The organism is Arthrobacter sp. Dra40 (genome assembly GCF_059091905.1).
Genome location: NZ_JBNHHB010000290.1, coordinates 1 through 5,462 on the forward strand (window position 1 = coordinate 1; position 5,462 = coordinate 5,462).

At 65.7% G+C, this 5,462-nt stretch carries 4 protein-coding genes; 3 read left to right on the forward strand and 1 reads right to left on the reverse strand.

The features are described 5' to 3' along the window. Positions 1 to 190: hypothetical protein (locus tag AC5RWT_RS34115; protein ID WP_494084088.1), on the reverse strand; the 190-nt coding region annotated here is incomplete at its 3' end. Positions 191 to 237: 47 nt separating this feature from the next. On the opposite strand from AC5RWT_RS34115, the gene AC5RWT_RS34120 reads away from it, so the two are divergent. The 3 genes from AC5RWT_RS34120 (at position 238) to AC5RWT_RS34130 (ending at position 5,023) form a co-directional block, all read left to right on the forward strand. Then, positions 238 to 2,748: a DNA gyrase/topoisomerase IV subunit A gene (locus tag AC5RWT_RS34120; RefSeq protein WP_494084089.1), complete on the forward strand. Its 2,511-nt coding sequence runs from the start codon at positions 238 to 240 to the stop codon at positions 2,746 to 2,748. Between the two features lie 296 nt (positions 2,749 to 3,044). Further along, the gene (locus AC5RWT_RS34125; RefSeq protein ID WP_494084090.1) at positions 3,045 to 4,307 is read left to right on the forward strand and encodes a heparan-alpha-glucosaminide N-acetyltransferase domain-containing protein; all 1,263 of its coding nucleotides are present in this window, start codon (positions 3,045 to 3,047) and stop codon (positions 4,305 to 4,307) included. A 134-nt stretch (positions 4,308 to 4,441) separates the two neighbouring features. Next, positions 4,442 to 5,023 carry a dihydrofolate reductase family protein gene (locus tag AC5RWT_RS34130; RefSeq protein ID WP_494084091.1) on the forward strand — a complete coding sequence of 194 codons (582 nt, stop codon included), beginning with the start codon at positions 4,442 to 4,444 and terminating at the stop codon, positions 5,021 to 5,023. The last annotated feature ends 439 nt before the right edge of the window (positions 5,024 to 5,462 follow it).

A 5,462-nucleotide genomic window follows, 5' to 3' on the forward strand; every position in this document is an offset into this window, starting at 1 on the left:
GGCTGAGCTTGGACTTGAAAGTGAAAAAACGCAGGTAGATGGAGCTTTCCGATTGCCCCACGTGGAAGGCCTGCAGGGCCTCGGCGTCCGCGGGGACGATCGGACGCAGGTGCGCTGTCCCGCCGTCGCGCAGCACGACATCCGCTTCCCAATAATCCGGATAATCCGGGGAATCAGCCTCTTGCGCCATAAACTCACTGTATCCGCAACTTTTAACTAAGGACCGAAGCTCTACCCATGCCCCGCCGCCAGACTCCTGCCCCCGAAGAGGACTACACGGAGAACATCGTCGATATCGACGTGACCTCCGAGATGGAAGGCTCCTTCCTCGAATACGCCTACTCGGTCATCTACTCGCGCGCGCTGCCCGACGCCCGCGACGGGTTGAAGCCTGTGCAGCGCCGCATTCTCTACATGATGTCCCAGATGGGGCTGCGGCCGGACCGGGGGCATGTGAAGTCCGCCCGAGTGGTTGGCGAAGTAATGGGCAAGCTGCACCCGCACGGGGACACGGCCATCTACGACGCGATGGTGCGCATGGCGCAGTCCTTCTCCCTGCGGATGCCGCTGATTGACGGCCACGGCAACTTCGGATCACTCGACGACGGTCCGGCGGCGCCCCGCTACACCGAGGCCCGCCTCGCTGCCCCGGCCCTGGCGCTGACCGATCACCTGGACGAAGACGTGGTGGACTTCGTTCCAAACTATGACAACCAGCTGATGCAGCCCGAGGTGCTCCCGGCCGCATTCCCCAACCTGCTGGTCAACGGGTCCTCCGGTATCGCCGTCGGCATGGCCACCAACATGGCGCCGCACAACCTGGGTGAAGTAATCGCTGCGGCCCAGCACCTGATCGCGAACCCGGAGGCGACGCTCGAGGACATCATGCGGTTCGTCCCGGGACCGGACCTTCCCTCGGGCGGCAGGATCGTGGGCCTGGACGGGATCCGCGATGCTTACGCCACAGGGCGCGGCTCCTTCAAGACCCGCGCCAAGGTGGAGGTGGAGAAGCTCACCGCCCGCCGCACCGGACTGGTGGTCACCGAGCTGCCCTACGGCGTCGGCCCCGAAAAGGTGATCGAGAAAATCAAGGACGCGGTCACGTCCAAGAAGCTGCAGGGCATCAGCGACATCGTGGACCTGACCGACCGGCAGCACGGCCTGCGCCTGGTGATTGAGCTGAAGAACGGCTTCAATCCCAACGCGGTGCTGGCCCAGCTGTACCGCTATTCGCCGATGGAGGATTCGTTCGGCATCAACAATGTCACGCTGGTTGACGGGCAGCCCCGCACGCTGGGTCTGATGGAATTGCTGCAGGTCTACGTCGACCACAGGATCGGCGTGGTGCGGCGGCGGACCGCGTTCCGATTGGGCAAAAAGAAGGACCGGCTGCATCTGGTCGAAGGCCTGCTGATTGCCATCGTGGACATCGACGAGGTCATCCAGATCATCCGCTCTTCGGAAGAGGCCGCCGCAGCCCGTGAACGGCTGATGGCCATTTACGACCTGTCCGAAATCCAGGCCAACTACATCCTCGAACTGCGACTGCGCCAGCTGACCAAGTACTCGCGGATTGAACTGGAGAAGGAACAGGACGAACTGCGCCGCGAGATTGCCGAACTGGAGGAGATCCTGGCCAACGAGTCCATGCTGCGTCAACTGGTCTCCGACGAGCTGGGCGAAGTGTCCGCCCTCTACGCCACGCCGCGGCGGACCGTGCTGCTCGAGTCGGAGGCGGCCGCACCGCTGCGGGGAACAGCACTGCCCTCCGCCGCGCCCGCTGGCAAGAACGCCAAGGCTGCCCTGCCGCTGCAGATTGCGGACGACCCGTGCTGGGTCCTGCTGTCGGCGTCCGGCCAGCTGGCCCGCACGGTGGACCAGGAGCCCTTGGCGGACGGCCAGCGGCTTCGGCACGACGTCCTCACCTCGGCCGTCCGGGCTACGGCGCGGGCCGAAATCGGAGCGGTGACCTCACTGGGCCGGATGCTGCGGCTTCCGGTCCTGGACATGCCGGTGCTCGCCGGTGCCGCCGGGTCACCAAATCTGGCAGGCGGCGTACCGGTCACCGAATTCGTGACGTTGGCGAAGGGCGAATCTTTGGTCGCTTTGGCGCCGCTGGACAAGGTACTGGCCCTTGGCACAGCACAGGGCGTGGCCAAGCGCGTGACGCCGGACTACCCGCTGAACCGGGACGACTGGGAGATCATCGCGCTCAAGCCCAAGGACTATGTTGTGGGCCTGAGCGTTCCGGCGGACGACGACGAACTGGTCTTCATCACCCGGCAGGCACAACTGCTTCACTTCCCGGCCTCAGCCGTCCGCGCCCAAGGCCGTACTGCCGGGGGCGTGGCCGGCATCAAGCTGGGCGACGGAGACGCGGTGACGTTCTTCGGTGCGGTGTCCGCCAAGGACGCCGACGCCGTCGTGGTCACCGTGGCCTCCACCCAGGAGGCCCTGCCCGGCACCTCCCCGGGCTCCGTCAAGGTCACCCCGTTCGCCGAGTACCCGGCCAAGGGCCGTGCCACCGGCGGAGTGCGTGCACACCGCTTCCTGAAGGGCGAGGACATGCTGTCGCTGGCGTGGGCCGGGCACGGTCCGGCGAAGGCCAGCTCTGCCAACGGAGCCTCGCGCGCCCTGCCCACCGAGCACGGCCGCCGCGACGGCTCCGGCATCCCGCTGTCCCAGTCGGTGGACGCCATCGGTCCGTCCCTGTCGCCGATCGCGCCGGAGGGGGCCAAAGACTCCTAAGCCGGCGTGTTCGGTGCCCGGCTGCGCTGTCTGCGCGGCCTGGCCTGCTTCCCATGCCCGACGGTACCTGGCTGCACATCCTCTGGGTACCTAGCCGCACATCCTCTGGGTGGTGCCGCGAGCCGCAACGGTCGATTTCGCCGGATTCTCCTTCCAATGAGTCTTTAAGACGCCGTGTGCAGCAGTAACGGCGCAGTAACGCCAAAGTAACGCCGGCCGGGCTAGTTTCGGCAGGTCAAACATCGCGGACGGCTGCACCGCCGGCCCGAACGCGGGGGTCACTCAAAGGATCTGCAATGATTTTTCGCCCCCCGTTATTGCCGTCAGGGAAAATCGGCAACCCGGATCCGGAGACGAAGGAACGTTCCGGACCGTCCGGGACCGCTGGCGGCACTGGCCGCGTGGCTGCCGTGGACGCAGCACGGGGTCTTGCCCTGATCGGCCTCATAGCCATCCATCTCCTGCCCGCCAAGATGGATGACGGCAGCCCCTCACTGGAGTGGATCCTGTTCGGCGGACGGGCTGCCGCCCTGTTCGCCCTGCTGGCTGGCGTTTCAACGGCGTTCCTCACCGGCGGGCGGAGCCCCCACACCGGTCGGGCCCTGACCGCCGACCGTGCCGCCCTGGCAGTGCGTGCGGTGCTCATAGCCTCGATCGGCGCCCTGCTCGGATACACGGACAGCCCGAATTTGGTCATCCTCACGTACTACGGGATCCTCTTCCTGCTCGCGATCCCACTGGTGTCACTGTCCCGGCGCACCCTGTTGGTCCTGGCAGCGGGCTTCGCGGTCCTGGGCCCGGTGGCCATGCAGCTTGTTCGTGCGTGGTGGCCGACCTACCACCCGCTCGATGCCGACTACACCTTCGGGATCATCGTGCGCGAGCCCGGCCGCTTCCTGCTCGACATGCTCCTGACCGGCTTCTACCCAGCCGTGCCCTGGCTCGCCTACATCTGCGTAGGAATCACCATCGGACGGCTCAACCTCACCTCCAAACGTGTCGCACTCCTGCTGTTCGGCGCCGGCACACTTTTGGCGGCCTGCATGTGGTCGCTCTCTGCATTCCTCCTCGGCCCGGCGGGAGGCTACGGGCGCCTCGTTGCAGCTACTCCCGCCCTCGGAGAGGCAGGAATCAACGGTGTCCTCGCGTTCGGCGGCGATGCGGCAACCCTGCCCGCGACAACAGGCTGGTGGCTGGCGGTTTTGGCTCCCTACACCTCGACGCCAATCACCATCCTGCAGACCCTGGGAACAGCCGTGGCCGCCCTCGGCGCTATCCTTCTCCTGGCCCCTTATGCCGGTAAGGCTTTGGAACCCATCGCTGCCTTGGGGTCAATGACGCTGACCTTCTACTCCGCCCACATCATCATCGTGGCCGACGACATTTTGGCCGACGACCGGCCGGTCATGTCTGTGGCTATCCAGACCATAACCTTTCTCCTATGTGCCGTCGTCTGGCGCAGGAGTGTGGGAAAGGGACCGCTCGAGGGACTGGTCGCCGAGCTCACGGGTAAGGTCCGCGACGCGGTCAGCATCGCGGGCCTGTCCCGTCATTGGTGAGGATGACGACGACACTCTGGCACAGCGTCTCGAAAGACGGGCTGGTGCCACGGATTACGATTCAGGAAGAGTCTGAGCCGGAGCCAACGCGCTTCAACAACCTCATTCCTGACACCAAAGCAAAGGAGAGCCCCGTGGGCAAGGTGGTCATGTACAGCTCGGTGTCGGTGGACGGCTTCGTCGCGGACGAGAACGACCAGCCCGGACCGCTGTTCGACTGGTTGTCCAGCGGTGACGTCCCGTTGGACGAGAGCGGCGCGGTGAAGGTGTCGCAGACGTCCTACGACTACACCCGGCCGTACTGGGACCAGATCGGGGCGACAATCGTCGGCCGCCACGTCTTCGACATGACTGACGGCTGGGACGGGAAGCCTCCGGGCGGGATCGACCACGTGGTCGTCGTGACGCACCGGCCGAAGCCCGAGGGCTGGGACCCCGAGGCGCCGTTTACCTTCGCCGACGGCGTCGAGGCAGCCGTGGCCAAGGCGCAGGAGCTCGCGGGCGACCGCATCGTCGAGGTCGCCGCCGGCGACGTCGGTGGCCAAGTGCTTGCCGCGGGCCTGGTCGACGAGGTGCGGATGGACGTCGTACCCGTCGTATTCGGGTCCGGCAAGCGCTACTTCGGGTCGGTCCACGCACAGCACCTATTGGAGGATCCCGACGTCGTGATTCAGGGCAACCGGGTGCTTCACCTGCGCTATCGGGTCCGCCGTTGACCGATCTGAGCGGGTACGCGAAGAAGTCCACTTCGAACCGGTGACAGGTCGAGCCCGTACTCGAATCCCTCCCGGGGCCGCGGTCCACCTTCGGTGTCCGTCGTTCGGAATGACGCTCATCGACGGCACTGCCTTTCGGTTTTGCTTACCGCAGCACCAAATGACGCCCAGGTGTGCCTGCTAGCCGATCGATTATCGGGCGTCAGTCCCCAACATACGTCGCGATGAGACGTTCAACTTCATCCGCCAGTTCCGGGACCGGTCGCCGACCATCGAGTTCGAGGGTCGCCCCGTTTCGAAGCAGCGGTTCGACGTCGAGTATGTATTGGCGGATCGCGGACTGGGCGCCGGGTACGGGCTCCAGCTCTTGGCGGCTTCTGCACGCTGGTCGGCCGGTGGCGCCTCCGCATAATCGATGCCTTTATGCGGAAAAGCTTCC

Bases quoted from the DNA above. Each gene is read 5' to 3' on its own strand.
- AC5RWT_RS34120 (WP_494084089.1), top strand. From the start codon at position 238: ATGCCCCGCCGCCAGACTCCTGCCCCCGAAGAGGACTACACGGAGAAC.
- AC5RWT_RS34125 (WP_494084090.1), top strand. From the start codon at position 3,045: ATGATTTTTCGCCCCCCGTTATTGCCGTCAGGGAAAATCGGCAACCCG.